Below are 25636 nucleotides of genomic sequence, written 5' to 3' on the forward strand. Positions count from 1 at the left end.
CCGTTTTCCACCCTACGGTTGGCAGGCAACGGCTGTAGGGTGGAAGACCGCTAAGCGTCTTCCACCGAAACCGCTAATCCAGATCCCGATGTAGCTGGTCGCGGTTGGCCAGCGTCGGGAACAGCTTCATCCAGGTGCCGGTGATAATCAGCGTGCCGACGCCACCGAGCACTACTGCCGGCACCGTGCCGAACCAGTGCGCCGTCAGGCCGGACTCGAACTCGCCGAGCTGGTTCGATGCACCGATGAACAATCCATTCACAGCGCTGACTCGGCCCCGCATCGCGTCCGGCGTCTCCAGCTGCACGAACGCCCCGCGGATCACCATGCTGATCATGTCCGCCGCGCCGAGAACGGCGAGCACGCCCATCGAGAGCCAGAACGAGGTCGACAGGCCGAAGGCGATGGTGGCCAGGCCGAACACTCCGACAGCGGCGAACATCACTCGGCCGACGCGCTTGTTGATCGGGTAGCGCGCCAGCCATAAGGACATCAACAGCGCGCCCACCGCGGGTGCCGAGCGCAGCAAACCGAGTCCCCAGGGGCCGGTGAGCAGGATGTCCTTGGCGAACACCGGCAGCAGTGCCGTCGCGCCACCCAGCAGCACAGCGAACATGTCCAGCGAGATGGCGCCGAAGATATCCGGTCGGCTGCGGATGAAGCGCATCCCCGCGAGCAGGTTGTCCATCGCCGGGCCGGTTTGCTTCGGTGGGGCCGGGCGCTTCGGCAGGCTCAGCATCAGGCTGCAGGCGAGGGCGAACAGCAGCGCGACCGGGCCATAAACCCACAGTGGACCGATGGCGAAGAGTAGGCCGCCCAATGCGGGCGCGACGATGGTCGCCGTTTGCATGGCCGAGGATGAGGCGGCCACGGCAGCGGGAAACAGTTGAGTTGGCACCAGGCTGGGTAACAGCGCCTGGGTGGCGGGTCCTTCAAAAGCGCGCGCGCTGCCCAGCAGAAAGGCCAGCACGAAGATCATCTCGCGGGTGACGCCGAGCCCACCGGCACCGAGCACCAAGGCCAACGCAATCAGGCCCTGCAGGGCCTGACACAGTGCCGCGACACGGCGGCGGTCGAAGCGGTCGGCGACGTGTCCGGTCCAGAGGATGAACAGCAGGCGGGGAAAGAACTCGGCCAGCCCGACCAGCCCGAGGTCGAGCACGCTCCCGGTCAGCTCGTGCATGTGCCAGCCAATGGCCACGGCCAGCATCTGGAAGCCGCTGGCGGTGAACACGCGAGCAAACCAGAACTTGATGAAGGGGCGTTGGTGGCGCAGCAGGAGTTTGGCGTGTATGGACATCAGGTCGAGGCGCAAGGTTGGCAGTGGCGCAGATTAGCATTCAGTCGCGGTGGCGCTTTGAGGGAATCGGCCTGTTGAAAGTCGCACAGTGAGGACGAACGGGGTTTTGCTTTGGCCCGCCAGCAGTCGAGACAGGTTGCTCTGGTGGGCTGAAGCCCACCTTACTTAGAAGAATTCTCGTCGACTTTCCGCCGTAGGGTGGGCTTTATCCCACCGTAGACGCGTTTTGGTGTCCGTGGCGGACTGGGTTCACCAATGCGCATGCAATTCAGGCGTCGGGCTTCATTCAGGCAACAACCCGCGCTCTGCAAACACCGCCTTGGCGGTCGCCATGCCGTTCAATGCTGCAGGGAAACCGGCATAAACCGCCATCTGGATGATCACCTCGACGATCTGGTCCGGCGTGCAGCCGACGTTCAGCGCGCCGTGGATGTGCACGGCCAGCTGCGGTTGGCAATGGCCGAGCGCGGTCAGTGCTGCGACCGTGGCGAGCTCACGCTGCGGCAGGTCGAGGCCGGGGCGTTGGTAGATATCGCCGAAGGGGAATTCAATGACGTAACGGGCCAGATCCGGGGCGATGGCTTGCATGCTGTCAATGACCTTGCGGCCGGCGTCTCCATCGATCTGCTCGAGCTTGGCCAGGCCTTCGGTATAGCGGGTGGATACAGGCATGAATCAGTCCTCTCGGTTGGGTGAGAGGAAAGCCTGCGGGTTGGAGTCGACTCTAAGTCAAGCGGTCGTTTGCTGGCGATACAACTCGATCTTTTTCTGCAGCGCATCAAGGTGCTCACGGTCGCGCTGGAGACGTTCCTGCAGCTTAGCGGCGTGGGCTACGAGCAATGCCTGACGTGCCTCACGCGTGGAATCGCCACGCTCGCGCAGATCGGCGTAGCGGATGATGTCGTCCAGCGCCATGTTCGTTTCTTTCAGACGCAAGATGAAACCGACCCATTCCAGATCGCGCGGGCCGTACACTCGACAGCCGCTGGCATCCCGAGCGACCTGCCGCAGCAGGCCGATCTTTTCGTAGTAACGCAGGGTGTGGGCGGACAGGCCGGTTCGAGCGGCAAACTGCTGCACGCTCATCCGAACCGGCGTGTCGCTCATGGTTTGATCGCCCGCAAGATCACGAATTTTGGCGTCGCCGCGACCTGCTCGGCCTTGCCAAACAGGCGCTTGAGCTTGAGGTGATAGCCGAGGTGGCGGTTGCCGACGATCCATAGCTCGCCCCCCTTGGCCAGCGCCGTCTTGGCCTGGGTGAACATCCGCCAGGCGAGGAAGTCACCGACCACCTGCTGCTGATGGAAGGGCGGATTGCACAGCACCAGATCCAGCGAATCCATCGGCTGCTCGGCCAACCCATCGCCGGCACGGATGTCGGCGGGCCGGTCGCCGTGGATGGCCTGCCAGTTTTCCCGCGCCGACTGCACCGCCATGTAGCTCTCGTCCACCAGCGTCATCTGTGCTTGCGGATTGCCCAGCGCGTAGACGATGCCGAGCACACCGTTGCCACAGCCCAGATCCGCGGCCCGCAGGTTGCCGAGCGCCTTGGGCAGATGCGGAAGAAAAGCCCGAGTGCCGATATCGAGGTCTTCGCGGCAGAACAGGTTGGCGTGATTGAGCAGCTCGAGGGCTGGCTGATCGAGGCGGTAGCGGGTCGGGTAAGGCGAGTGAGGTACGGGCTTGTCTACTGGCGTTGCGGTCAGCAGACGCGCTTTCTTGAGCGCCAGCGAGGCCTGCACCGGGCCGATGTATTTCTCCAACAGGTCGCCGGCCGCGCGCGGCAGATGCTTGATCATCGCGGCGGCGACCACCTGAGCACCCGGCGCCAGTTGGCCATGCAGGCGGATCAGCTGTTCTTCCAGCAGAGCAAGGGTCTTCGGCACGCGGATCAGTACGCGGTCGAACGGACCCTGCGTCACGTCACTGGCCGGAACGAACGTCACGGCGTCGTCGGCCAGCGCGTTGCGCTGCAGGTTCTTTTCCAGCGCCAGGTGTGCCAGGTGCGAATCGCCGCTGCTGGTGACCTGTACGTGCTGCGCCAGCGAGCAGGCCAGGGCGCCGAAGCTGTCGTTGAGGATCAGCACCCGCGTTGTCGCAGCCAAGCCTTGCTCGTGCAGCTGCGCCAACAGGTATTCGTCAGCTGCATCGAACGCCTGCAAGGGTTCGTTGGGCTGTTCGGGCTGGCGGACCAGGTCGAGGCGGGCGTATGGCGTTTCGAGAATAGGCATAAGAACTGGCGGTGTTTATAGGCGTCGGAATGGAGTATCAAGGTCCCAGGCCGCGGAAAAACTAACTGCGTTGGCAATACTGCGTTAGAACCAGCCTCAGAAAGTCGCTTGCGACTAACGCGCATCAGCGCGGCCCGGAGGGCGAACGAAGTGAGTCATGCTCATTTAGAAAACTAAACTCCGCTTGTTCGGCTGTTTCTGCCTTGTCTTGCCTGCCTCGTCTACGTTTTTCCACGACCTGGGTACGTGGTTCGCCCAAGTTCGGAAGGAGTGAAGTATGACCGTCAGCGAAGAGAAGTTCACCCGCCAGCGTCTGCTCAAGGTGCGGACGCTGACGCCCAACCTGTTCACCTTGCGTACCACCCGCGACCCGGGGTTCCGCTTCAACGCCGGGCAATTCGCGCGGCTGGGCGTCCGTAAGCCGAGCGGCAGCATTGTCTGGCGCGCCTATTCGATGGTATCGGCGCCGCACGATGAGTTTCTCGATTTCTTCTCCATCGTGGTGCCGGGCGGCGAATTCACCAGCGAGCTGAGTCGCCTCGAGCCCGGCGACGAGTTGCTGGTGGACAAGCAGGCATTCGGCTTCCTGACCCTCGACCGCTTCATCGATGGCCGCGACCTTTGGTTACTGGGCACCGGCACCGGTATCGCACCGTTTCTCTCGATTCTGCAGGACTTCGAGGTCTGGCAGCGGTTCGAGCGGATCATTCTGGTCTACAGCGCGCGCACGGCATCCGAGCTGGCCTATCAAGAACTGATTCGTGAGTTGCCGCAGCGCGACTATCTGGAAGGGCTCGGCTCGAAGCTGACCTACCTACCTGTGGTGACCCGCGAGCAGGTGCCTGGCGCGCTGCACGGCCGCGTCACCACGCTGATCGAGAGCGGCGAGCTGGAACGGGCCGCCGATCTGAAGCTGGAGCCGGAGCACTCGCGCATCATGCTCTGCGGCAACCCGCAGATGATCGAAGACACCCGCACCCTGCTGAAAACACGCGACCTCAATCTGAGCCTGACCCGGCGGCCGGGACAGGTGGCGGTGGAAAACTATTGGTGACGCTGGCTCTGGTCGTCAGGTCGACCTCGCCCAATTCGGCCCTTAGCCACGCCATGAAGCTTTGTAGGGTGGATCACGCTTCGCCGATCCACCGGGCGGAGGCAGAGGTGTATGAAAAGAGCGTCATCCACCCTGCATTAATGGACGCTTGGTTAAACGTGCCTGACTCCTGAATGCGCGCGGGGCACTCGGCAACCTTTCTACCTCCACTGCCACGAGTCGGGCGCTTAGACGCTTGCGGCACGGAGGGCGACCGCCGGTTGTGGCTGCGGTAAGCCGCGAGCCGGGGCGTTTGCGGCGACGTAGTAGGGCGCGGTACTGCGCGGTAGCGGCGTGCGGCCGCGAATCCGGTCGGCAAGCTTCTCGGCCATCATGATGGTGGGGGCGTTGAGGTTGCCGGTGGTGATCAGCGGCATGATTGAGGCATCGATCACCCGCAGTCCATCCAGGCCGTGCACCCGGCCCTGGCCGTCGACCACTGCCATCTCGTCCTCGCCCATCTTGCAGGAGCAGGAGGGGTGGAACGCGGTTTCGGCGTGTTGGCGGACAAACTCATCCAGTTCGGCATCGCTCTGGACATCCGCGCCGGGGCTCAGCTCGCGACCGCGATAAGGGTCCAGCGCCGACTGCGCCATGATTTCCCGGGTAATGCGGATGCCGTCGCGGAACTCCTGCCAGTCCTGCTCACAGGACATGTAGTTGAACAGGATGCTCGGGTGCTGGCGCGGGTCCCGCGAGCGGGCATGTACGCGCCCGCGGCTGGGCGAGCGCATGGAACCGACATGGGCCTGGAAGCCGTGCTCCTTCACTGCGTTGCTGCCGTTGTAGTTAATCGCCACCGGCAGGAAGTGGTACTGGAGGTTTGGCCATTCGAACTCGGCACGTGAACGAATGAAACCGCCGGCCTCGAACTGGTTGCTGGCGCCGATGCCTTTGCCGAGGAACAGCCATTCGGCGCCGATCAATGGTTGGTTATGCAACTGCAGCGCGGGGTAGAGCGAGACCGGTCGCTTGCAGGCGTATTGCAGGTACATCTCCAGGTGATCCTGCAGGTTGGCGCCGACGCCCGGAAGCTCGTGAACGATCGGGATGCCGAGTTCGCGCAGCAGCGCGCCCGGGCCCACGCCTGAGCGTTGCAGGATCTGTGGCGAGGCGATCGCGCCGCTGCACAGCAGCACTTCGCGGCGGGCGTGGACGAGCACCGGTGTGTCACTGGTGCCGTGCAGGTACGCCACGCCGATGGCCCGCTTGCCGCTGAACAGAATTCGATCGGTCAGCGCATGGGTCACGATGGTCAGGTTCGGTCGGCCACGGGCCATGTCCAGGTAGCCGCGCGCGGTGCTGGCGCGACGGCCATTGGGGGTGACCGTGCGGTCCATCGGGCCGAAGCCTTCCTGGCGATAGCCGTTGAGGTCGTCGGTTTCCGGATAACCGGCCTGCACGCCGGCCTCGATCATGGCGCGGAACAGGGGATTATTGCCGGACTTGGGCGTGGTCACGCTCACCGGGCCTGCGCCACCGTGGTAGTCGTTGGGGCCGATGTCGCGGGTTTCAGCCTTGCGGAAGTAGGGCAGGCAGTCGAGGTAGCTCCAGTCTTCCAGGCCGGGCGCCTTGGCCCAGCCGTCGTAGTCCATGGCGTTGCCGCGGATGTAGCACATGCCATTGATCAGCGAGGAGCCACCCAGGCCCTTGCCGCGACCACATTCCATGCGGCGGTTGTTCATGTGCGGTTCGGGGTCGGTCTCGTAGGCCCAGTTATAGCGCCGGCCCTGTAGCGGAAAGGCGAGCGCGGCGGGCATCTGGGTACGGAAGTCCATCCGATAGTCGGGGCCTCCGGCTTCGAGCAGTAGCACGCTGACGTCGGCGTCTTCGGTCAGCCGGGTAGCCAGCACGTTACCGGCCGAGCCGGCGCCGATGATGATGTAGTCAAATTCCTTCACAGCCGCATTCTCCCGAATGGAGACCGGCAGTCTCGCGCCATCAGCAGGCACGAGAGCACGGCCCTTGCTTACGTTGCCGGTCAGAACGCCGAGACGAATTCGCCCAGTTCGACCTGGATCGACTTGGTGCGCGTGTAGTGCGCCAGGGTCGTCAGGCCGTTCTCGCGGCCCACGCCGGATTGCTTGTAGCCGCCCACCGGCATTTCGGCTGGCGATTCGCCCCAGGTGTTGATCCAGCAGATGCCCGCTTCGAGCTGATGAATGACGCGGTGAGCGCGGGCCAGATCCTGGGTGACGATTCCTGCGGCGAGGCCGTAGTCGGTGTCGTTGGCACGGCGGATCACTTCCGCTTTGTCGTCAAAGATCAGGATGCTCATCACCGGACCGAAGATTTCCTCGCGCACGATGCGCATCTCATCCCGGCAGTCGCTGAACACGGTAGGCGCGACATAGGCGCCCTTGGCGTAGTTGCCTTCGGTCACCCGCGTTCCGCCGCAAAGCAGGCGCGCACCCTCGGCACGGCCCGACTCGATGTAATCGAGCACGCTGTCCATGTGTGCGTAGCCCACCAGCGGGCCGAAGTTGGTTCGCTCATCCTGCGGATCACCCAGGCGGATACGCTTGACCCGCTCAAGCACCTTGGCTTCGAACCGCGCCTGCAGCGAACGCGGGATGAACACGCGGGTGCCGTTGGTGCACACCTGGCCGGCGCTGAAGAAGTTGGCCATGACCGCGATGTCTGCCGCACGGTTGAGATTGGCGTCTTCGAAGATGATCAGCGGCGACTTGCCGCCCAGTTCCATGGTCACGTCCTTGAGCGAGGAGCTGGAAGCGCTGGCCATGACCTGCTTGCCAGTGCGGGTGCCGCCGGTGAAGGAGATCTTCTCGATGCCCGGGTGCTCGGTGAGCCAGGTGCCGACTTCTCGGCCGCTGCCGGTGAGAACGTTGAACACGCCGTCCGGCAGGCCTGCCTCGGTATATATCTCGGCCAGCTTCAACGTGGTCAAGGAGGTCATTTCGCTGGGCTTGAAGATCATGGCGTTGCCGGCGGCCAGGGCCGGCGCGGACTTCCACAGCGCGATCTGGATCGGGTAGTTCCAGGCACCGATGCCCGCCACCACACCCAGCGGCTCGCGGCGGGTATAAACGAAACTGGTGTCGCGCAATGGGATTTGCTCGCCTTCGATGGCCGGAACCAGACCCGCGTAATACTCCAGTACATCGGCGCCGGTGACGATGTCCACGGCGCGAGTTTCGGCCAGCGGCTTGCCGGTGTCGAGGGTTTCCAGTTCGGCCAGTTCGTCGTTGCGCTCGCGCAGGATGTCCACCGCGCGGCGCAGGATGCGTGAGCGCTGCATGGCGGTCATGGCGGCCCAGACCTTTTGCCCGGCAGCGGCGCTGGCCACCGCCTTGTCGACGTCATGACGCGAGGCGCACTGCAGTTCGGCGAGCACGTCGCCCGTCGCCGGGTTGACCGTCTCGAATGTGGCGCCGCTGGTGGCGTCGACGTAACGGCCATCAATGTAGAGTTGCTGCTGCTCGAAACGGGGCATGGTCATCCTCGCGCGGTGCGTGTGGAGAGGTGGGGAGCCGCTCAGCGGTTGGCCAAGAGCTGATCCAGGTAGTCGTCTGCCAGTTGCAGCGCCTGCTCGATGTCGAAGTCATCCCCGGCCAGCGCACCGCGCAACCAGAGGCCGTCGATCAGCGCTGCCATGCCGCGCGCGGCCGAGCGTGCCTTTTCCAGGGGCAGGACGCGGCGGAACTCGCAGCAGAGATTCGAATACAGGCGGTGGTCGTTGATTCGCTGCAAGCGGTGCAGGGAGGGCTGGTGCATGCTGAACGCCCAGAACGCCAGCCAGGTCTTCATCGCCGGGCCATTGACCTGGCTGTCGTCGAAGTTGCCTTCGATGATGGCTTTCAGGTGTGCGCGAGGACTGTCGTCGGCAAGTTGCTCGCGCCGCGTGCGAACGGCCTGGTTGAGCGCCTTCATCAGGTGCCGCATGGTCGCTTCGAGCAGGCCGTTCTTGTCCTGGAAGTAGTGGGCGATGATGCCGTTCGACACGCCTGCCAGGCGCGCGATCATGGAGATGCTGGCGTCGCCCATGCCGACCTGGTCCACCGCCTCGAGCGTCGCGTGTATCAGCTGCTTGCGCCTTATAGGCTGCATACCAAGCTTGGGCATTTTTTGAGAATCCGGTCAGGTTTAGACTGGCGACCAGACTAGAGTCTTTTTATTGAACGCTCAATCAACAAAAGAGTGGTTGTCGATATTCGGCATATTCGTGTCGCGCATTGAGTGCGGTAGAGAGATGCCCGGTCGATCTCACCAGCGCACCCAGGCACCGTGGCGTCGCATACGCGGCGAGTGAGGTTATCGCCATGCTCCATTCGATGGCGTGCCTGCGTGCGACTGCATGACCACGAGCGACGCCCGCCAAGGGCGTCGCTCGGCCAGGCGTGCGTTATTCGAGCCACTCGGCAACGCGGTCCGGATGCTTTTCCACCCATTCGCGGGCCGCAGCTTCCGGCTTTGCGCCGTCGCGGATCGCCAGCATGACTTCGCCCACTTCCTCGGCGCCCCAGCTGAATTTCTTCAGGAAGGCCTCGGCTTCGGGGGCCTTGCTGGCAAGCCCCGGGTTGGCGACGGTATCGACGTGCTCGTCGTCACCGAAGACTTTCTTCGGGTCTTCCAGGAAGCGCAGTTGCCACTTGGCGAACATCCAGTGCGGGATCCAGCCGGTGACGACGATGGGTTCCTTGGCCTTCTCTGCACGGGTCAGCGCGGTGGTCATCGCCGGGCCGGAACTCGGCATCAGGCGCAGGTCCAGGTCGTACTGCTTGATTGCATCCTCGGTTCGCCGCATGACGCCGGCCCCGGCATCGATACCGGTGATCTTGCCGTCGAAGGCCTCGGTGTACTGGTTGAGGTCCTCGATGCTTTTCGCCTCCACGTAGTCCGGCACGATCAGGCCGATCTTGGCGCCTTCGTAGTTGGTGCCGAGCACCACGATCTTGTCCTTCAGTTTCTCGTAGTACTCGCCGTGGGTGGCCGGTAGCCAGGCAGAGAGGGTGGCGTCGAGGTCACCGCGTGCCACGCCCTGCCACATGATGGCCGGTTCGACCGGTTGCAGCTTGACGGTGTAGCCCAACTTGCTTTGCAGAATCTCGCCCGCCACGTGGGTGGCGGCGACGCTGTCGTCCCAACCGTTGACGTAGCCGATTTTCAGCTCGGGCTTGTCCGCCGCCATGCTGGCCGCCATACCGAGCGCCATGCTGGCGGCGCCGAGACCGCAAAGGAGATGCTTGATCAGACTCATGCGTATTAGCTCCATGTCAGGAAAAGTGGCAGTGATGCCGACAGGGGCCCATGTCAGGGCTCAAGGTTATTGCCGGGGCCTCACGTGTTAAGTGGGGCCCCACGCGCGGTTCCGATGCGCAGCCTGCGCACCGATAAAAATGAATGGGCGTGGTTGTCTCAAGCCGGGCAGGGTTTGGCGTGTTTGCCGAGACCGCCTGTCCGGCTGCGTTTTCGTCAAAGTCCGACGAATTTCTTCACGGCCGCAACGCCGTCCTGACCGTCCCGGGTAGTCACCCCGGCCAGCCACTGGTCGAGGGCGTCCGGGTTGTCCTTGATCCATTGCTTGGCGACGGTCTGCGGATCGTCGCGCTCAAGAGCCATCTGCATCAGCTCGCTTTCCATCGGCACGCTGAACTGCAGGTTCTGCAGCAGCTTCCCGACGTTCGAGCAGCGCTCCAGGTAGCCCTGCGGCACCACGGTAAACACCTTGGCGGCACCGAAGTCAGGGCCGAACACCTCGTCGCCACCGGCGAGGTAGGTCAGGTCGTACTGGGAGTTCATCGGGTGGGGTGCCCAGCCGAGGAAGACCACGGGCTCCTTCTTCCGAATGGCACGTTGCACCTGAACCAGCATGCCGGCTTCGCTGGACTCAACCATGCGGAAGTCACCAAGGCCGAACTGATCGTTCTTGATCATCTTCTCGATCAGCAGATTGCCGTCGTTGCCCGGCTCGATCGCGTAGATCCGGCCGCCCAGCTGATCCTTGAACTTGGCGATGTCCTGGAAGCTTTTCAGCCCCGCGTCGGCCGCATAGGTGGGCACCGCCAGGGTGTATTTGGCGCCCACGAGGTTGGGCGACTCGAGCACCTTGACGCCACCGTCCTTGGTGAACGGCTCGATGACCGCGTCCATCGAGGGTGACCAATAGCCGAGAAACGCATCGATCTGCTTGTTCTTCACGCCGGTGAAGGCAATCGGTACGGACGCCATCACCTTGCTCGGGTCGTAGCCCAGGCCTTCAGCCAGGACCATGGCGACGCCGGTGGTGGCGGCGATGTCGGCCCAGCCGATCTCGGCGAAACGCACCTTCTCGCAGCTTGCGGGTTCCTGTGCCCAAGCGCTTTGCAGCAGAGTGCAGGCGAGCAGACCGATACCCGTTATCGTCTTGAACGTGGTCATTCTGATTTCCTTTTTCCGAATGGGGTCGTTGCGATTACTGGCCCTGCGGTCTGAGCTTGGTCGTCACCCATGTGTACCAAGTGGCTTTCTGCGTGGCCCGCTTGGCGGTGCCAAAGCTTTCGGTGATGCGGTCGAGGATGATCGCCAGCAGCACCACGGCCATGCCGCTTTCGAAGCCGAGGCCGATATCCAGTCGCTGAATGCTCGCCAGCACGTCATTGCCCAAGCCTCCGGCACCCACCATCGAGGCGATGATGACCATCGACAGCGCCATCATGATGGTCTGGTTCACTCCGGCCATGATCGACGGCATGGCATTGGGCAGCTGCACCTTGAACAGCAGCTGTCGGCTGTTGCAACCAAAGGACTGGCCGGCTTCGACGATCTCCTTGTTGACCTGACGGATGCCCAGGTTGGTCAGGCGTACGGCCGGCGGCATGGCGAAGATCACCGTGGCGATGATGCCGGGCACGCGGCCGAGGCCGAACAGCATCGCCGCCGGAATCAGGTAGACGAACGCCGGCATGGTCTGCATGAAGTCCAGGATCGGGCGGGTGATCATCGCCACGCGTTCGCTGCGTGCCGACCAGATGCCCAGCGGGATGCCGAGCAGCAGGCTGATCAGCGTGGCGGAGAAGGTCAGCCCGAGGGTCACCACGGTCTGCTCCCAGAAGCCGGTGAGCACGATGAGCACGAAGGACACAGCGGTAAAAGCGGCGAACCGGGCGCCGATGCGCCACAACCCGAGGCCGACGAAAAGGGCGATCAGCAGCCAGGCTGGCGGCAGCATCAGCAGCGCTTCGATACCTTCGGAAAAGCCGCTGACGACACCTCCGAGGCTATCGAAGGCGCCGCTGTAGTTTTCCAGCAGATGCTGGACGACGTCGTTGACCCAGCTTCCGAGATCGAGTTCTTTGTCCATGATCATTCATCCTGCAGGCGAGTCAGAAGGCGACCTTTACTGATGGCCCCCGCATAGAATCCCTGGCTGTCCACCACGGGCATGGGTCCCTCGTTATCCACCAGGCGCCCGATGATCTGATCCAACGGCTGGTCTTCGGTGAGGGGGGCGATCTGCTTCAGCAGGTTGGCCTCGAGAGCACAGGTCCGGCCGTTCTCGACCAGCAGCGCCAGCCGTTCCAGGCTGATCGAGCCGCGGAATCGTTTGTCTTCATCGACGACGAAGGCGTAGTGCTTGTCCAGCGCCTGCAGGTCCTTGCAGACCTTCAGGGCGTCCGGGGCCTTGCCGTTATGCACGTAGAGCGGGACGCTGTCGGCCTTGAGCTGGCCGGCGGTAAGGTAACGGCTGGTGTTGACGGTTTCGAAGAAATTGCGCACGTAGCTGCTGGCGGGCTTGTCGATCAGCTCCTGTGGCGTGCCGACCTGGATCAGCTTGCCGCCTTCCATGATGCCGATGCGGTTACCGATGCGCATGGCCTCCTCGATGTCATGGGAGACAAAGATGATGGTGCGCCGGTGGGTTTTCTGCAGTTCCAGCAGGACGTCCTGCATCTCGCGGCGCTTGAGCGGGTCGAGCGCGGAAAAGGCCTCGTCCATGATGATCATCGACGGGTTCACCGCCAGCGCACGGGCCAGGCCGACGCGCTGTTGCATGCCACCGGAGAGTTCGTGCGGAAGCTTGTGCGCGAAGGTGTCGAGACCAACCTGCTTGAGCACGGCCATGGCGCGCTCCTCGCGCTCCTTGCGGCCAACACCGGCGACCTCCAGGCCGAAAGCGGCGTTGTCCAGCACCGTGCGCGAGGGCATCAGGGCGAACGACTGGAAGACCATGCTCATATCGCGTCGACGCAGGTCGATGAGTTGCGCATGGGGCAGTTTGGCGACGTTCTGCCCGTCGATGAAAACGTCCCCGCCGCTGGGCTCGATCAGTCGATTGATCAGGCGTATCAGTGTGGATTTGCCGGAACCGGACAGGCCCATCAGGACGAAGATTTCGCCTTCCTCGACGCTGAACGACACATCGCTTACGCCGATGACCGCACCGCGTTCGGCGAGGATCTTGTCCTTGCTCCAGCCTTGCTTGAGCAAGGCGATGGCTTCTTGTTCATGTGGGCCGAAGACCTTGTACAGGTTCTCGACGACGATCTTTCCAGACTGCATGGGACGGTTCCCTCAGTAGACATCCAGCTCAGCTAAACGGAGGCCGCAAGCGCTCGCAGCGCTGTACGGCTGTTGCCAACGGCTTAATGGCGTAATCGGTGTCACGTACTGGGCTGAAGCGGTCTCGCGGTCGCTCGACGGGCAGCAGTCGCCAGGCGAAATGAACGACTCATTTCGCGCGTCTGCAGGCCTTGCATCGTTGCGTTTCACCGCTGTGTCGTAACCGCTTCTACCCTTGGCAGTGCTAGTAAGTTCATCGTGGTTCGTACGCTCCCTGCGGAGCGGAACCGGTACCCATTATTGTTATCTGCTCAGCCGTTGGGGACGGCTGAAGCTGCGTTATGCAAGGCCTTCATTCACCGCCGCACTAGGCGCCGGCTGTGGAACATGACTCAACGATAGGCCGCTTTGGGCGCGACAATTGTCGAGTTGCGACGCCTACATACTGAACGACGACATGGGCCATTTTTAATTAATGAGCGAATAAAATTCATCACGATGATGGTGCAGATTTTCGGCTGTTCGCTAAGAAGTGAACCATTACGGCGCATTCGGCCAGTGAGCAAGAGGCGGGGATGACGGCACTATGAACGCAGGTCATGTTGTGGGTTGGCTTGTTTCGCGTGGCCCGGGCCCGCTGGCGTCTGTTCCGCATCGATGGCCCTTGACGTGGCCGTGCAGTGCGGAACGGGGCGAGGGCCGCTGCAGCGACCAGGGTTAGATGTCCAAGTAAACGTGAGGCGCGGGCCTTCGTTTATCTGTAGCTAACTGTCTCTTGCTAAACGGCAGGTTGGTTGCGGTAGCCATGCCGCCACCATTGCTGCGCGTCCAGCATGGTCGCGGCATGGCTGATGGCACCTTGGACAGCGGTTGCAACGGGCAAGACCGGCTGGTCATAAACTGGTCAACCTGACGGAATTGGGCATGGCCACGTCGGTGCCAGACTTCTATGGGTTCGCAAAACCACCATGATGGCTCCTGTCTTCAGGGCTTCCAGTGGAGCGTTTAGCGTGGCGATCAGCGTATTCGACCTTTTCAAAATCGGCATCGGGCCTTCCAGCTCCCATACCGTCGGACCGATGCTCGCCGGGGCGCTTTTTGTCGATGCCTTGCGCGAGCGCCAGATGCTCGAGCGGGTATGGCGAGTCGAAGTGCGCCTGTATGGCTCGCTGTCGGCCACCGGGGTCGGGCATGGCACCGACAACGCCGTGATCATGGGCCTGATGGGCGAGCGACCGGACGTTATCGATCCGGAGCAGATCGCCCCGCGCATCGCCGCGCTTCGATCCTGTGGCCAGCTACGGCTCGACGGGCAGTGGCCGATCGCGTTCGACTGGTCCAGAGACCTGCTTCTGCTCGAGGAAAATCTGCCGTATCACCCCAATGCCGTCACTTTTATCGCGTACGGACATTCCGGTGTGCTGCACGAGGACACCTACTACTCCGTCGGCGGTGGATTCGTGGTCAATGCCGAGCAGGCCGCTGCCGGGCTGCTGGACCAGGACCACACCGTACTGCCCTATGATTTTTCCAATGCTGTCGAACTGCTGGTGCTGTGCAAGCGCCACGGCATGCGCGTCAGTGAACTGATGATGGCCAACGAGATGGCCTGGCGCAGCGAGGCGGAGATTCGCCAGGGGCTGTTGCGCCTGTGGGAGGCGATGAAGCTGTGTGTCACCAATGGCTTGCGCCATGAAGGCATACTGCCCGGCGGGCTGAAGGTCCGGCGGCGTGCCGCCAGGCTGCACCAGAGCCTGTTGGAGCTGGGCAAGCCGAACGTCATCGGCACGACCATGAGCGCCATGGAGTGGGTGAACCTGTTCGCCCTGGCGGTCAACGAGGAAAACGCCGCGGGCGGGCGTATGGTCACGGCGCCTACCAACGGCGCGGCGGGCATCATTCCGGCTGTGCTGCACTACTACATGAAGTTTCATCCGGAAGCGTCCGACAACGACGTGGTCGACTACCTGCTCGCCGCGGCGTCGATTGGCATTCTGTGCAAGAAGAACGCCTCCATTTCGGGCGCTGAGGTGGGTTGTCAGGGGGAGGTGGGTTCCGCTTGCGCCATGGCCGCAGCCGGCCTGGCCGAGCTGCTGGGCGCGACCCCCGAGCAGGTGGAGAACGCGGCGGAAATCGGTCTCGAGCACAACCTGGGACTTACCTGCGACCCCGTCGGCGGGCTGGTGCAGGTGCCTTGCATCGAGCGCAACGCGATCGCCGCGATGAAAGCGATCAATGCGGCGCAGATGGCGATGCGTGGTGACGGCGAGCATTTCATCTCGCTCGACCGTGTCATCCGCACGATGCGTGACACGGGTGCCGACATGCACGACAAGTACAAGGAAACATCCCGTGGCGGACTGGCGGTCAACGCCATCGAGTGCTGAACCGAACGCGTGCATCGGGCCCTTCGTGACGGCCCGTTGCGGTGCGTTTTTTCGCCCAGCACGGGCGCGCGAAATCGGTTATCTGTACCCCTACTGTTACCCGGCTCTGTTACCTGAAAGCGACAGTGTGCGTATCGCGCCAACAGGCGCCTCATACTGCTACCAAAGTGCTCACAGGCAGATAGCCCCCGCCCTTTACACTGTTCTATTTGCGTCACGCGAGGCGCATGACGGGGACGTTTCAGAAGGGTCTGACTTTTAATTGAACGCGCATTCAAAGTAGGCACGCGGTTTGCCTTCTTTATAAGCAAAACCCGGCGCTAGCCAGCGCTGCACACTACAAGAAAAAGAGCCTCGTCAAAGGCTCATGAAAATTGCCTACCGTGAGGGTCCGTCATGTCACAGATCAACCCCGGGTCACAGCCCCCGAACCGGCTCCCACAGACCATCGGCTTCCTGCTGCTGGACAACTTCACCCTGATTTCCCTGGCCTCGGCCGTGGAACCGCTGCGGATGGCCAATCAGCTGTCCGGCAAAGAGCTTTACCGCTGGTTCACCGTGACCCAGTCGGGAGAGCCCGTCAGCGCCAGCGACGGGCTGCAGATTACGCCCGACGCCAGCTTCGAGTCCGCGCCCAGCCTGGACAGCATCATCGTCTGCGGTGGCGTGGATATTCAGCACAGCGTGACGCGCGAGCATCTGCACTGGCTGCAGACGCAAGCGCGTCATGGCCGTCAGCTGGGCGCGGTGTGCACCGGCAGTTGGGCGCTGGCCAAGGCCGGCTTGCTCGATGGCTATGACTGCAGTGTGCACTGGGAATGCCTGGCCGCGATGCAGGAAGCCTTCCCGCGTACTTCTGTCACCCCACGGCTGTTCTCCATCGATCGCAATCGCCATACCGCCTCCGGCGGCACAGCGCCTATGGATCTGATGCTGCAACTGATTGGCGCCCGGCATGGACGTGAACTGGCCGCAGCCATCTCCGACATGTTCATGTATGAGCGCATCCGCAGTGAACAGGATCTCCAGCGCGTGCCCCTCAAACACATGCTAGGCACCAACCAGCCGAAACTGCTGGAGATCGTGGCGCTGATGGAGGCCAATCTCGAAGAGCTGATCGACCTGGACGAACTGGCCTGCTATGTGAGCGTGTCGCGGCGCCAGCTCGAGCGATTGTTCCAGAAATACCTGCACTGCTCGCCGTCGCGCTATTACCTCAAGCTGCGGTTGATTCGTGCGCGCCAGCTGCTCAAGCAGACGCCGATGTCGATCATCGAAGTGGCTTCGGTCTGCGGCTTCGTTTCGACTCCGCATTTTTCCAAGTGCTACCGCGAGTTCTTCGGCATTCCACCGCGTGACGAGCGCTCGGGCCAACAGTCGGCGCAGGTGGTTGCGTTGATACCGCGACCCGGTGAGGCCAACAGAAATCCCGCCACTGTCGCAGCGTTGCAGCGTGCGCAGGGTGAGTCGACATTCGCCAGCGTGCGCATCTGACGTAGCGCACGCTCGGTTTGATAAAGGTGGGTGACGATGTCATCCGCCTTTTTTTACAACTGTTGGCGGGCGATTACGTGCCGTCCCGTTAAAGCGGTGTTTCGTTCTGTACTGCTTGTCTTGAGCGGTGGCGTAGCGATCCTGTGACGCCGCCCTGCAGCGTCACAGGCGACTCACAGGGTCTAGCTGGCGTGCACCAGTGCGGGAAGCAGATTGCGGCAGATGGCCTCGCGGACCGACGGTAGCAGGGTGGCAGAGCCACCCAGCAGTTCCTCGACGAGGCGACGTAGTGCCTGCGCGCGCTCCCGGGAAAGACCGACAATGGCTCGCTCACAGGCCTGTTCAGCCGAGACCCCGCAGGGAATCTCAAAGCCCAGCGCTACCAGGCGGTCTCGAAAGTCGTCCTGGTCGATCAGATCGGCATGCATCATCGTTCTTGCTCCTTTGGCTTCGATAGGCGAGGCGGCTGGCTCAGCGCAGCACGCCTTCTTCGCGCAACAGTTTGAATATGGCTTCGGCGGCGACTTGCGGCGACACATCCTTGAGTACCTGTCCTGCACCGCCGGAAGTCTTGGCGGTGGCCGCTTTCATCCGTTCGGCGCCGGTCTTGGCCTTGATCACCTTGAGCCGCTTGGGGCGCGGGCGAGCCGGCTGTAGCTGCGCCTCGTCCAGCAGGCTGTCTTCGATGACGGCCACATCCTCGGCGTGCAGCTCGCCACGGCGAGCCGGGCCGAAGGCATTCTGGCGTGCCGCCGGGGCAGCATTGTCGACGCTGGCCACGAACGGCAGGCGTACCTTGAGCCGGCGCCGCTGACCGCGGGGCAGGGCCTGCAGGACCTGCGCCACACCGTTGTCAACCTTTTCTACCTCGGCCAAGCCGACCACCAGTGGCCAGCCCAGGCGCTCGGCCAGCAGGTAAGGCAGCAGCCCCGAGCCTTCGCCGGTTTCTGCCTGGCTGCCGGTCAGCACCAGATGAGCCCCGGCATCGAGCAGGTAATTGTTCAGCAGTGGCAGGGCGTCGCAATGGCTCGGCTGTTCGAGCACGGTCATCTCGCTCAGGCCCATGCCCAGGTAAGCGCGCAGTGCCTCCTCTTGCGGATTGCCGGCGTGCAGCAGCTGCAGCTGGTCGCCCACCAGCCGCAGGCCAAGTTCGACCGCGCGGGCATCCTGCTCGGCACGGCGGGGGCGGCCCGAGGTCGGATGAGCGCCGACCGAGACCAGGGTGATGACGTTCAGGTCAGTCATGGCGCGACTCCGTTGGGGGGAAGACGCTGTCTTCTTCCACCATCAATGTGCAGTCTTTCCCGGTGGATGGGTGAAGCGTCATCCACCCTATGGGGTTTTCGTGAGCTCGTTGTTCATGCCGCATCGCGTGCGCCTCCTTGGCGGTACTCGGTGACCATCTGAATCAGCGCGGCAAGAATCTCCCTGGAATCCCCGATCACCGACAGGTCGGCACGTTTGATCATGTCGCAACCCGGGTCCATGTTTATGGCCACAACCTTGTCGCAGGCGCTGATCCCCTGCAGGTGCTGTATGGCGCCGGAAATGCCGACGGCCAGGTAGACCCGTGCGGTAACCCAGGTCCCGGTAGCCCCGACCTGGCGGTTGCGCGGCATGAAGCCGTCGTCCACTGCCACGCGGGAAGCACCTTCGGTTGCCCCGAGCGCTTGGGCGGCCTGGTGGAACTGGTCCCAGTCCTTGACCCCGTTGCCGCCGGACAGGATGAACTCGGCTTCGGCCATGGGAATCAGCGCCGGGTCGACCGCGACCGCGCCGAGGTCCTCGATGCGGGGCAGGCAGCGGGTGATCGGATGTTCGAGGGGCAGGGCTCGCGCTTCGTGACGAGTGTCGCTGACCGGTTCGGCACATTCGACGGCGGCGAGGATCAGCCGCGGAGCCTGGCGTACCAAGTCCTGCAGGCCAGCCCCGGCGCGGCCGATGCACTGGTTGTCGGCGACCTGCCAGACGCGGGTGGCCGCACGCTCGCCGAGCTTGGCACCGAGGCGGCGACCCAGTTCGCCACCGCCGGTGCGGCTGTCCGGCAGCAACCAGTGGCGTGGCGCCAGCTGGCTTTCCACGGCGCTGAGGGCCAGCACCCGCGCTTCCGGAGCGTAGCCGTCGAAGGCTTCGCCCTCGATGTGCACCAGACGGTCGACGCCGGCGGTGTCGAAAGCGGTTTCCTTGTACTCGCCAAAGACCACCGCGACCACGGCGCCGGAATCACCGGCCAGTTTGTTGGCCAGGCCGAGCAGGTCCTTGTCGTGACTGCTCAGGCGGCCACCGACCATGTCCGGCACTACGGCGATGTAGAAGGCCGGTTGGTCAACCACATGCAACGGCAGCTGGACCACTGTGCTGGCCGCGCTGCGTTTGGTGCTGCCACCTTGTTGGGCGCCGCTGCGGTCGATGCGCTTGAGGCCGTTGGGGCCGATGAAGCCAACCGCATGGGGATTCTTGCGCAGAAGGCCGTTGGGGCCAGCCCAGCTGGTTTCGCCGCCCGCTGCGGCCGAGGCCATGGCGGCGTGCAGCGGATGCAGACGGTTACGGGCGATCCACTCGGCGCGAGGGTCGCGGCGGATGATGTCGCTCATCAGTGCACCTCCAGAGATTCAGGCTTGGCCGCTGCGGACTTTTTTGCCGGCGCAGGTTTCTCCAGCAATACGTCGGCGACCAGTTCGGCGATGTCTTTGATCTGCGGCCGGGGCTCGACCACACCTTCGAGCATCGCGGTGCACTGCGGGCAGCCCACGGCCACCAGCTCGGCGCCGGTCTCCTTGATGTCCACCATGCGCATGTCGGGAATACGCTGCTTGCCGGGAATGTCGGTGATCGGCGCGCCGCCACCGCCGCCGCAGCAGCGGGAACGGAAGCCGGAGCGCTCCATTTCCTTGACCTCGATGCCGATGGCCTTGAGCACGCTGCGCGGCGCTTCGTACTCGCCGTTGTAGCGGCCCAGATAGCAGGGGTCGTGATAGGTCACGCTGCCGCCCTTGTGCTGACCCAGGCTGAGTTTCTGCCCGCGGATCAGCTCTTCCATGTAGGTGCTGTGGTGCAGTACCTGATATTCGCCACCCAGTGCGCCGTATTCGTTCTTCAGCACATGGAAGCTGTGGGGGTCGCAGCTGACGATCTTGTTGAAGCGGTACTTGGCCAGGGTCTCGATGTTGCGTTTGGCCAGCGACTGGAAGGTCGCTTCGTCACCCAGACGGCGTGCCACGTCACCGCTATCACGCTCCTCCAGACCGAGGACGGCGAAGTCGACGTCGGCGGCCTTGAGCACCTTGACGAAGGCGCGCAGGGTGCGCTGGTTGCGCATGTCGAAGGCGCCGTCGCCGACCCAGAACAGCACGTCGACCTGCTTCTTCTCGCTCATCAGCGGCAGGTTGAGGTCGGCGGCCCAGTTGAGGCGACCACCGGGGGCGAATCCGCCGGGGTTATCGGTGGCGATCAGGTTGTCCAGCACCTCGGCGCCCTTGTTTGGCGTCGCACCCTTTTCCAGGGTGAGGTGGCGGCGCATGTCGACGATGGCATCGACGTGCTCGATCATCATCGGGCACTCCTCGACGCAGGCGCGGCAGGTGGTGCAGGACCACAGCGTTTCCGCCTCGACCAGGCCCTTGCCTTCGGCAAAGACGATGGGCTGGTGCGGGTTGCCGCCGTGCTCGCCCACCGGAATGCCGGGATAGGGGCTGCCGAAGTAACCCTTGTCGCTGCCACCGGCGAGGCCGACGACCATGTCCTGAATCAGCTTCTTCGGGTTCAGCGGCTGGCCGGCGGCGAAGGCCGGGCACGCTGCCTCGCAACGACCGCACTGCACGCAGGCATCGAAGCCGAGCAGCTGGTTCCAGGTGAAGTCCTTGGGCTTTTCCACACCCAACGGTGCGTTTGGATCGGTCAGATCCAGGGCCTTGAGGCCGCTGGAACGGGCCGCGCTGGCGTTGTGCGGAGTGCGGAAACGCTCAGGACGGCGGTGCCAGGCCAGGTGCAGGGCACCGGCGAAGGCATGCTTCATTGGCCCGCCCCAGGTCATGCCGAAGAACATCTCTGACACACCCCAGGCCACGCCGAGCGCCAGCACGGCCGCGAGGATCCAGCCGCCGAAATCGGCCGGCAGGATGCCGGCCACTGGCAGGGTGGCGATGAAAAAGCTGAACGAGAACATCAGCAAGCTCTTCGGAAGGCGCATCCAGGGGCCTTTCGACAGCCGTGCCGGTGGGTTGCGGCGGCGTTTGGCAACAAACAGCGCACCGACAAACATCAGCACGCAGGCAGCGAGCAGGGCAAAGCCGAGAATCCGGCTCTGCAGACCGAAGCCGTGCACGATGATCGCCAGGACAGCCGCCAGGACAAAGCCGCCAGCCGTGGCCACGTGAGTCTTGGACATGTACTTGTCGCGTTCGACCACATGGTGCAGATCGACCAGGTAGCGCCGTGGCATGGCCATCAGGCCACCGATCCAGTCGACCTTGGTCGGCCGACCGCGGCGCCACATGGCGAAGCGCCTGCCTGCGCCGAGTACGGCAAGCGCGAGGGCGGCAAACAGGAGAATGGGAAGAATGGTATTCAACATGTGAGGCTCCCACCGCCAATGTCAGGGGATGATGCGTTTCAGTCCTTCGCCCCTCCGGAAAGAGGGTCAGGGTGAGCAGTTAGTCCGCGGGACCGACCCTCACCCCAGCCCTCTCCCCAAAAAGGGAGAGGGAGCCAGACCGGGTCAGACCGTCAACGTTGCGCTGGGCTTAAAAGTCCTTGCACAGCCGTAGCGCGTCATAGATCGCCGCGTGGGTGTTGCGCTGCGCGACGCAGTCGCCGATGCGGAACAGCAGGTAGCCTTCGCCGCTCTGCGAAAGGCAGGGCTGCGGCTGGATCGCGAACAATGCCTCGACGTCGATCTGGCCCTTGTTGCGCGAGCCTTCCTTGAGGGCGTAGTACAGGCGCTCGTCAGGACGCACACCGTTCTCCACCACCACCTGGTCGACCACCCGCTCTTCCTGCGCGCCGGTGTATTCGTTCTCCAGCACTGCCACCAGCTTGTCACCCTCGCGGTAGACCTTTTCCAGCATCAGGTCGCCGGTCATGATCACTTCCTTCGGGTACAGGCTGCGGTAGTAGGTCGGGAAGCTGGTGCCGCCAATCGCCACGCCGGGCTTGATGTCATCGGTGACGATTTCCACCTTGGCGCCTTTTTCGGCGATGAAGTCGGCCACCGACATGCCGGTGAACTCACAGATGGTGTCGTAGACCAGCACGTTGTTGCCGGGCGCCACCTTGCCGTCGAGGATGTCCCAGCTGCTGACAACCAGGCCTTCTTCCGCGCCCCAGTGCTCGTTCTGCTCGATGAACGGGTGGCCGCCGTTGGCCAGCACCACGATGTCCGGACGCAGATCGAGAATGGTCTCCGAATCCGCACCGGTACCCAGGCGAAGGTCGACGCCGAGGCGTGCGATTTCCAGCTGGAACCAGCGGGTGATGCCCGCCATCTGGTCACGTTGCGGTGCCTTGGCGGCGAGGTTGATCTGCCCGCCGAGGCTGTCCTTTTTCTCGAACAGGGTGACGTCATGGCCGCGTTCGGCAGCGACACGTGCGGCCTCCATACCGGCCGGACCACCGCCAACGATCACCACTTTGCGCTTGGGCCCGGTGGACTTCTCGATGATGTGCGGCAGGCCCATGTATTCCCGGCTGGTGGCCGCGTTCTGGATACAGAGAACGTCCAGGCCCTGATACTGGCGGTCGATGCAGTAGTTGGCGCCGACGCACTGTTTGATCTGGTCCACCTGGCCCATCTTGATCTTGGCAATCAGGTGCGGGTCGGCGATGTGGGCGCGGGTCATGCCGACCATGTCCACGTAGCCGCCCTCGAGGATGCGCTGGGCCTGATTCGGGTCCTTGATGTTCTGCGCATGCAGGACCGGGACGTTGACCACTTCCTTGATGCCGGCGGCCAGGTGCAGAAACGGCTCCGGCGGATAGCTCATGTTTGGAATGACGTTGGCCAGGGTGTTATGCGTATCGCAGCCTGAGCCGATCACGCCGAAGAAGTCGACCATGCCGGTGGCATCGTAGTACTTGGCGATCTCTTTCATGTCTTCGTGGGTGAGGCCGTCCGGGTGGAACTCGTCACCGGTGATGCGCATGCCGACGCAGAAGTCGTCACCGACCTCGGCGCGCACGGCCTTGAGCACTTCCAGGCCGAACTTCATGCGGCCCTCGAAGGTGCCGCCCCATTCGTCGGTACGCTTGTTCACCCGCGGCGACCAGAACTGGTCGATCAGGTGCTGGTGCACGGCGGACAGCTCGACGCCATCCAGGCCGCCTTCCTTGGCGCGGCGTGCGGCCTGAGCGTAGTTGCCAATGATGCGCCAGATCTCTTCCGGCTCGATGGTCTTGCAGGTGGCGCGGTGTACAGGTTCGCGAATACCCGACGGCGACATCAGGGTTGGCCAGTTGAAACCGTCCCAGCGCGAGCGACGGCCCATGTGGGTAATCTGGATCATGATCTTGGCGCCATGCTTGTGCATGGCGTCAGCCAGGTTCTGGAAGTGAGGGATGATCCGGTCGGTGGCCAGGTTCACCGAAGACCACCATTCCTGCGGGCTGTCGATGGCGACGACCGAGGAGCCGCCGCAGATCGCCAGGCCGATGCCGCCCTTGGCTTTCTCTTCGTAATACTTCACATACCGCTCGGTGGTCATACCGCCGTCGGTGGCATAGACCTCGGCGTGGGCGGTGCTGATCACGCGGTTGCGGATGGTCAGTTTGCCGATCTGGATCGGCTGGAACATTGCTTCGAAAGCCATTGCGGCACCCTCACGGAAAAGCAGCCTAGCGTTTTCTTTGTGGGGGGCTTGCGCGGCGATGCTGTCGCCACGAAGCCCCTCTCACATACCTTTTTTTAGAGTGGTTTGACGCGGAAAAGACCGTGGTCGTGGCCTTCCTGCGAGGCGCCGTAGACCTGTTCGGCGACGGTGCGGATGCTGCTGCCCTGCGCCTGGAGAATCTGATCCATGGCGCCGGCGAACCAGCCGGTAAACATGTAATCCACCGGACGCCCGCATTTGCCGTAGACGTAGACGAATGCCGAGTGATCCAGGCGGACCTCGCAGGTGCCGGCGTCCAGGTCGATTGATTCGATCTTGAACAGGCCCCAGCCGCGCTGCGACAGGCGCTTCATGTAGTGCTCGAAGACTTCCACGCCGACCAGCCCGTGGCATTCGGCTTCCTTCTCGCACCAGTGCCAGGCCGACTTGTAGCCAGCCTTGTAGAGGATCTCGGCGTACTTTTCAGCGCCGAGCACTTCCTCGATGCCGATGTGGTTGTTGACGAAGAAATGCCGCGGCACGTAGAGCATCGGCAGGGCGTCGGTGGTCCAGACGCCGGTTTCGTCGTCGACCTGGATGGGCATTTCGGGTGCGTGGGTGGACATGTGTTTGAGCTCCAGAATTCGTTGTCTTGCTTGTTTGAACAGTGCTGATGAGCCTTGGCGAGCCCGCTGAGGGCGATGCCGCTATGGGTGCGCGCGGCGGGCTCCGGTATTCGTCATTCGCCCCAGACGTCCTTGAGGACCCGTACCCAGTTTTCGCCCATCACCTTGCGCACGGTGCGCTCGGGCATGCCGCGCTTGAGCAGGGTCTCGGTGAGGTTGGGGAATTCGCCCACGGTGCGGATGCCCAGCGGGTTGACGATCTTGCCGAAGCGCGTCAGGCGGCGGGCGTAACCCTTGTCGTGGGTCAGCCACTCGAAGAAGTTCTGGTCGTGGCCCTGGGTGAAGTCGGTGCCGATGCCGATGGCGTCTTCGCCAACGATGTTCATCACGTACTCGATGGCCTCGGCGTAGTCGTCGATGGTCGAGTCGATGCCCTTGGCCAGGAAGGGCGCGAACATGGTCACGCCGACGAAACCGCCGTGGTCGGCGATGAACTTCAGCTCTTCGTCGGACTTGTTGCGCGGGTGCTCTTTCAGGCCGGATGGCAGGCAGTGCGAGTAGCAGACCGGTTTTTCCGATGCGAGGATGACTTCCTCGCTGGTCTTGCTGCCGACGTGGGAGAGGTCGCACATGATGCCGACGCGGTTCATCTCGGCGACGACTTCATGTCCGAACCCGGACAGCCCGCCGTCGCGCTCGTAGCAGCCGGTGCCGACCAGGTTCTGGGTGTTGTAGCACATCTGCACGATGCCGACGCCGAGCTGCTTGAACACTTCGACGTAGCCGAGCTGGTCCTCGAAGGCATGGGCGTTCTGGAAGCCGAACAGGATGCCTGTCTTGCCCAGTTCCTTGGCTTTGCGGATGTCGGCAGTGGTGCGCACCGGCATCACCAGGTCGCTGTTTTCGCGGATCAGCTTCTGGCTGGCGGCGATGTTGTTGACTGTGGCCTGGAACCCTTCCCATACCGAGACGGTGCAGTTGGCGGCCGTCAAACCACCCTTGCGCATGTCCTCGAACAGTTCGCGGTTCCATTTGGCGATGATCAGACCGTCAATGACGATGCTGTCAGCGTGCAGTTCGGTTGGGTTCATCAGGTAACTCCCCAGTGCGGCTCATCGAATCGTTTGTCGATGCTTGGCGGCAGCTTATCCCTGGGGGGGATGTCGTCCCGATGCAAAAACGACTGGGGTATTGCTCAAAACG

The 25636-nt window shown here is 63.2% G+C and carries 21 protein-coding genes; 3 read left to right on the forward strand and 18 right to left on the reverse strand.

Features of this window, described 5'->3' with window-relative positions:
* Positions 1 to 73: 73 nt before the first annotated feature.
* The 4 genes from AAGW23_RS13755 to AAGW23_RS13770 all read right to left on the reverse strand — a co-directional run bounded on the left by AAGW23_RS13755 (position 74) and on the right by AAGW23_RS13770 (position 3531).
* The gene (locus AAGW23_RS13755; protein ID WP_342406987.1) at positions 74 to 1300 is read right to left on the reverse strand and encodes an MFS transporter; all 1227 of its coding nucleotides are present in this window, start codon (positions 1298 to 1300) and stop codon (positions 74 to 76) included.
* Between the two features lie 282 nt (positions 1301 to 1582).
* On the reverse strand, positions 1583 to 1972 hold the full coding sequence (locus tag AAGW23_RS13760) for a carboxymuconolactone decarboxylase family protein (RefSeq protein ID WP_342406988.1): 390 nt from the start codon (positions 1970 to 1972) through the stop codon (positions 1583 to 1585).
* 57 nt (positions 1973 to 2029) lie between these two features.
* Positions 2030 to 2407 (reverse strand): MerR family transcriptional regulator, encoded by a 378-nt coding sequence (locus AAGW23_RS13765; RefSeq protein ID WP_342406989.1) that lies wholly within the window; start codon positions 2405 to 2407, stop codon positions 2030 to 2032.
* Complete coding sequence (locus tag AAGW23_RS13770) at positions 2404 to 3531, reverse strand: class I SAM-dependent methyltransferase (RefSeq protein ID WP_342406990.1); 1128 nt, start codon at positions 3529 to 3531, stop codon at positions 2404 to 2406. Before AAGW23_RS13770 ends, AAGW23_RS13765 begins: the two co-directional genes overlap by 4 nt.
* 277 nt (positions 3532 to 3808) lie before the next feature.
* On the opposite strand from AAGW23_RS13770, the gene AAGW23_RS13775 reads away from it, so the two are divergent.
* Complete coding sequence (locus AAGW23_RS13775) at positions 3809 to 4585, forward strand: ferredoxin--NADP reductase (RefSeq protein ID WP_342406991.1); 777 nt, start codon at positions 3809 to 3811, stop codon at positions 4583 to 4585.
* Positions 4586 to 4812: 227 nt separating this feature from the next.
* Here the strand turns inward: AAGW23_RS13775 and betA are convergent, their stop codons facing one another.
* The 7 genes from betA to AAGW23_RS13810 all read right to left on the reverse strand — a co-directional run bounded on the left by betA (position 4813) and on the right by AAGW23_RS13810 (position 13123).
* Positions 4813 to 6525 (reverse strand): choline dehydrogenase, encoded by a 1713-nt coding sequence (gene betA / locus AAGW23_RS13780; RefSeq protein WP_342406992.1) that lies wholly within the window; start codon positions 6523 to 6525, stop codon positions 4813 to 4815.
* Between the two features lie 80 nt (positions 6526 to 6605).
* Entirely contained in the window at positions 6606 to 8078 is a 1473-nt protein-coding gene (gene betB / locus AAGW23_RS13785) for a betaine-aldehyde dehydrogenase (protein ID WP_342406993.1), read from the reverse strand.
* A gap of 41 nt (positions 8079 to 8119) precedes the next feature.
* The gene (gene betI / locus AAGW23_RS13790) at positions 8120 to 8707 is read right to left on the reverse strand and encodes a transcriptional regulator BetI (RefSeq protein WP_342406994.1); all 588 of its coding nucleotides are present in this window, start codon (positions 8705 to 8707) and stop codon (positions 8120 to 8122) included.
* 280 nt (positions 8708 to 8987) lie between these two features.
* Positions 8988 to 9842 (reverse strand): glycine betaine ABC transporter substrate-binding protein, encoded by an 855-nt coding sequence (locus tag AAGW23_RS13795; RefSeq protein WP_342406995.1) that lies wholly within the window; start codon positions 9840 to 9842, stop codon positions 8988 to 8990.
* 215 nt (positions 9843 to 10057) lie between these two features.
* Positions 10058 to 11002 (reverse strand): choline ABC transporter substrate-binding protein, encoded by a 945-nt coding sequence (locus tag AAGW23_RS13800; protein WP_342406996.1) that lies wholly within the window; start codon positions 11000 to 11002, stop codon positions 10058 to 10060.
* 34 nt (positions 11003 to 11036) lie between these two features.
* Complete coding sequence (locus AAGW23_RS13805; RefSeq protein ID WP_425540832.1) at positions 11037 to 11924, reverse strand: ABC transporter permease; 888 nt, start codon at positions 11922 to 11924, stop codon at positions 11037 to 11039.
* Between the two features lie 2 nt (positions 11925 to 11926).
* Entirely contained in the window at positions 11927 to 13123 is a 1197-nt protein-coding gene (locus AAGW23_RS13810; protein ID WP_342406997.1) for a glycine betaine/L-proline ABC transporter ATP-binding protein, read from the reverse strand.
* A 1010-nt stretch (positions 13124 to 14133) separates the two neighbouring features.
* Here AAGW23_RS13810 and AAGW23_RS13815 point away from each other — a divergent pair.
* Both AAGW23_RS13815 and AAGW23_RS13820 read left to right on the forward strand, forming a co-directional pair.
* On the forward strand, positions 14134 to 15510 hold the full coding sequence (locus tag AAGW23_RS13815; protein WP_342406998.1) for an L-serine ammonia-lyase: 1377 nt from the start codon (positions 14134 to 14136) through the stop codon (positions 15508 to 15510).
* 396 nt (positions 15511 to 15906) lie between these two features.
* On the forward strand, positions 15907 to 17004 hold the full coding sequence (locus AAGW23_RS13820) for a GlxA family transcriptional regulator (protein ID WP_342406999.1): 1098 nt from the start codon (positions 15907 to 15909) through the stop codon (positions 17002 to 17004).
* Between the two features lie 182 nt (positions 17005 to 17186).
* On the opposite strand, the gene AAGW23_RS13825 is transcribed toward AAGW23_RS13820, so the two are convergent.
* The 7 genes from AAGW23_RS13825 to AAGW23_RS13855 form a co-directional block, all read right to left on the reverse strand.
* Entirely contained in the window at positions 17187 to 17435 is a 249-nt protein-coding gene (locus AAGW23_RS13825) for a hypothetical protein (protein ID WP_342407000.1), read from the reverse strand.
* 40 nt (positions 17436 to 17475) lie between these two features.
* A complete protein-coding gene (locus AAGW23_RS13830; protein ID WP_342407001.1) occupies positions 17476 to 18249 on the reverse strand; it encodes an electron transfer flavoprotein subunit beta in 774 nt (257 codons plus the stop codon).
* A 113-nt stretch (positions 18250 to 18362) separates the two neighbouring features.
* Positions 18363 to 19598, reverse strand: a complete 1236-nt coding sequence (locus AAGW23_RS13835) for an electron transfer flavoprotein subunit alpha/FixB family protein (RefSeq protein WP_342407002.1) — start codon at positions 19596 to 19598, stop codon at positions 18363 to 18365.
* Positions 19598 to 21577, reverse strand: coding sequence for a dimethylglycine demethylation protein DgcB (gene dgcB, locus AAGW23_RS13840; protein WP_342407003.1), 1980 nt, complete (start codon positions 21575 to 21577; stop codon positions 19598 to 19600). The genes AAGW23_RS13835 and dgcB overlap by 1 nt, the downstream gene beginning before the upstream one ends.
* Before the next feature lie 169 nt (positions 21578 to 21746).
* Positions 21747 to 23807 carry a dimethylglycine demethylation protein DgcA gene (gene dgcA, locus AAGW23_RS13845; protein ID WP_102837933.1) on the reverse strand — a complete coding sequence of 687 codons (2061 nt, stop codon included), beginning with the start codon at positions 23805 to 23807 and terminating at the stop codon, positions 21747 to 21749.
* A gap of 95 nt (positions 23808 to 23902) precedes the next feature.
* Positions 23903 to 24433: a 4-vinyl reductase gene (locus tag AAGW23_RS13850; protein WP_102837932.1), complete on the reverse strand. Its 531-nt coding sequence runs from the start codon at positions 24431 to 24433 to the stop codon at positions 23903 to 23905.
* A gap of 113 nt (positions 24434 to 24546) precedes the next feature.
* Complete coding sequence (locus tag AAGW23_RS13855) at positions 24547 to 25524, reverse strand: dipeptidase (RefSeq protein ID WP_101152634.1); 978 nt, start codon at positions 25522 to 25524, stop codon at positions 24547 to 24549.
* Between the last annotated feature and the right edge of the window lie 112 nt (positions 25525 to 25636).

This window comes from Stutzerimonas chloritidismutans (assembly GCF_038562055.1).
Lineage (GTDB): Bacteria > Pseudomonadota > Gammaproteobacteria > Pseudomonadales > Pseudomonadaceae > Stutzerimonas > Stutzerimonas chloritidismutans_A.

Coding starts and splice junctions, on each gene's coding strand:
- AAGW23_RS13805 (WP_425540832.1), bottom strand. CDS start 11,924: ATGGACAAAGAACTCGATCTCGGAAGCTGGGTCAACGACGTCGTCCAG.
- AAGW23_RS13830 (WP_342407001.1), bottom strand. CDS start 18,249: ATGACTGACCTGAACGTCATCACCCTGGTCTCGGTCGGCGCTCATCCG.
- AAGW23_RS13825 (WP_342407000.1), bottom strand. CDS start 17,435: ATGATGCATGCCGATCTGATCGACCAGGACGACTTTCGAGACCGCCTG.
- AAGW23_RS13810 (WP_342406997.1), bottom strand. CDS start 13,123: ATGCAGTCTGGAAAGATCGTCGTCGAGAACCTGTACAAGGTCTTCGGC.
- dgcA (WP_102837933.1), bottom strand. CDS start 23,807: ATGGCTTTCGAAGCAATGTTCCAGCCGATCCAGATCGGCAAACTGACC.
- betB (WP_342406993.1), bottom strand. CDS start 8,078: ATGCCCCGTTTCGAGCAGCAGCAACTCTACATTGATGGCCGTTACGTC.
- AAGW23_RS13800 (WP_342406996.1), bottom strand. CDS start 11,002: ATGACCACGTTCAAGACGATAACGGGTATCGGTCTGCTCGCCTGCACT.
- AAGW23_RS13755 (WP_342406987.1), bottom strand. CDS start 1,300: ATGTCCATACACGCCAAACTCCTGCTGCGCCACCAACGCCCCTTCATC.
- AAGW23_RS13760 (WP_342406988.1), bottom strand. CDS start 1,972: ATGCCTGTATCCACCCGCTATACCGAAGGCCTGGCCAAGCTCGAGCAG.
- AAGW23_RS13835 (WP_342407002.1), bottom strand. CDS start 19,598: ATGAGCGACATCATCCGCCGCGACCCTCGCGCCGAGTGGATCGCCCGT.
- AAGW23_RS13855 (WP_101152634.1), bottom strand. CDS start 25,524: ATGAACCCAACCGAACTGCACGCTGACAGCATCGTCATTGACGGTCTG.
- AAGW23_RS13765 (WP_342406989.1), bottom strand. CDS start 2,407: ATGAGCGACACGCCGGTTCGGATGAGCGTGCAGCAGTTTGCCGCTCGA.
- AAGW23_RS13770 (WP_342406990.1), bottom strand. CDS start 3,531: ATGCCTATTCTCGAAACGCCATACGCCCGCCTCGACCTGGTCCGCCAG.
- betI (WP_342406994.1), bottom strand. CDS start 8,707: ATGCCCAAGCTTGGTATGCAGCCTATAAGGCGCAAGCAGCTGATACAC.
- AAGW23_RS13775 (WP_342406991.1), top strand. CDS start 3,809: ATGACCGTCAGCGAAGAGAAGTTCACCCGCCAGCGTCTGCTCAAGGTG.
- AAGW23_RS13820 (WP_342406999.1), top strand. CDS start 15,907: ATGTCACAGATCAACCCCGGGTCACAGCCCCCGAACCGGCTCCCACAG.
- AAGW23_RS13850 (WP_102837932.1), bottom strand. CDS start 24,433: ATGTCCACCCACGCACCCGAAATGCCCATCCAGGTCGACGACGAAACC.
- AAGW23_RS13795 (WP_342406995.1), bottom strand. CDS start 9,842: ATGAGTCTGATCAAGCATCTCCTTTGCGGTCTCGGCGCCGCCAGCATG.
- dgcB (WP_342407003.1), bottom strand. CDS start 21,577: ATGTTGAATACCATTCTTCCCATTCTCCTGTTTGCCGCCCTCGCGCTT.